This is a genomic window from Roseicyclus sp., assembly GCF_052168335.1.
Taxonomy (GTDB): Bacteria; Pseudomonadota; Alphaproteobacteria; order Rhodobacterales; family Rhodobacteraceae; genus Roseibacterium.
This window is the reverse complement of sequence record NZ_JBQLZP010000515.1, coordinates 1-1539: the sequence shown is the minus strand read 5'-3', so window position 1 is coordinate 1539 and position 1539 is coordinate 1. Positions and strand designations below refer to the sequence as shown.

The window sequence follows — 1539 nt, the reverse complement described above, 5'->3', positions numbered from 1 at the left end:
GGGCGTCGCGCGGCGGGCCTGGCTGACGCCCGCGCCGATGCCCGGAGGCGACGCCGCCAGCCGCGAGCCCTGGCGCAACCTCCTCGCCCGGCTCGACCGGGCGGGTCTGCCCGGCGAGGCCGACCGCCTTCTCCGCGACCGCCCGCGCGGGACGCTCCGCGCCGCGATGGCACAGGGCGTGAACGCGCCGCTCTCGTCCTCCGCCGGGCGGCTCTTCGATGCCGTGGCGGCCCTGCTCGGCTTCGATGGCGCGCAGAGCTTCGAAAGCGAAGCCGCGATGTGGCTCGAGGCGCTGGCCGAGCGCGCGCCGCCTGACGAGGCGGACGCGCCCTACACTCTCGCGGCGCAGGGCGGCCCGGGCGCGCTCGACGACGCGGGGCTCTGGACGGCGCTGCTGGCGGACGCGGCCCGTGGCGTCGCGCCCGAGGTCATGGCGCTGCGCTTCCACGCGGGCCTCGCGCGGAGCTTCGCGTCGCCCGCGCGGCGCCTGGTCGAGAGCGGCGCGGCGCGGGCCGTCGCCCTCTCCGGCGGCTGCTTCCAGAACGCGCTCCTGCTCGACCTCACGCTGCGCGCGCTCGAGGGCCTGCCGGTCCTGCACCATCGGGCGGTGCCCGCCAACGACGGCGGCCTCGCGCTCGGGCAGGCGCTTGCGGCGATGGCGCAGGCGGGGCGGTAAGCGCGCTTCCAGATTTCGCCTCAACCGGACGTCGCCTCACCGGCACGGCAATTTGATCTGGATCAAATTGGAAATCAAACCTCTGAAAACGCGAAGCTTTATTGTCGCACCCGGGGCGCGGCCCTGCGCCTATGACACGTGACGGTTGTGCGTCACTCCTGTTCCACCACGCAAGCCGCGCGGCCAGCGAGTGGACATCCGGCCGTGCCCGTTTATCGCCAGGGAGGGCCGGTCTTGCCCCAGCTCGAGACCTTCTACGACGTCATGCGCCGCCAGGGGATCACCCGGCGGAGCTTCATGAAATACTGCACGCTGACCGCCTCGGCGCTCGGCCTCGGGCCCGCCTTCGTGCCGCAGATCGCGCACGCGATGGAGACGCGGCCCCGCACGCCGGTGATCTGGCTGAACGGCCTGGAATGCACCTGCTGCTCGGAGAGCTTCATCCGCGGCGCGCATCCGCTGGTTCAGGACGTGGTCCTGTCGATGATCTCGCTCGATTACCAGCACGTGCTGATGGCCGCGGCCGGCGAGGCCGCCGAGGCCGCGCTCGAGGAGAGCATGGCCGAGCACTACGGCAACTACATCCTCGCCGTCGAAGGCAACCCGCCGCTGAACGAGGACGGGATGTTCTGCATCTCGGCGGGCAAGCCCTTCGTCGAGAAGCTGCGCCACGTCGCGGCGGGGGCGAAGGCCATCATCTCCTGGGGCGCCTGCGCCTCCTACGGCTGCGTGCAGGCCGCGCACCCGAACCCGACGCGGGCGACGCCGGTGCACGAGGTCATAACCGACCGGCCGATCGTCAAGGTGCCCGGCTGCCCGCCCATCGCCGAGGTGATGACGGGCGTGATCACCTACATGCTGAC

2 protein-coding genes are annotated in these 1539 nt (G+C 72.2%); both read left to right on the top strand.

Annotated elements, in window-relative coordinates; all coding sequences use genetic code 11:
* Positions 1–676, top strand: a 676-nt coding sequence (locus tag ACTS11_RS15670; protein WP_442641232.1) for a Kae1-like domain-containing protein, incomplete at its 5' end; no start/stop codon positions are given.
* A 234-nt stretch (positions 677–910) separates the two neighbouring features.
* On the top strand, positions 911–1539 hold a 629-nt coding region (locus ACTS11_RS15665; RefSeq protein WP_442641231.1), incomplete at its 3' end, for a hydrogenase small subunit.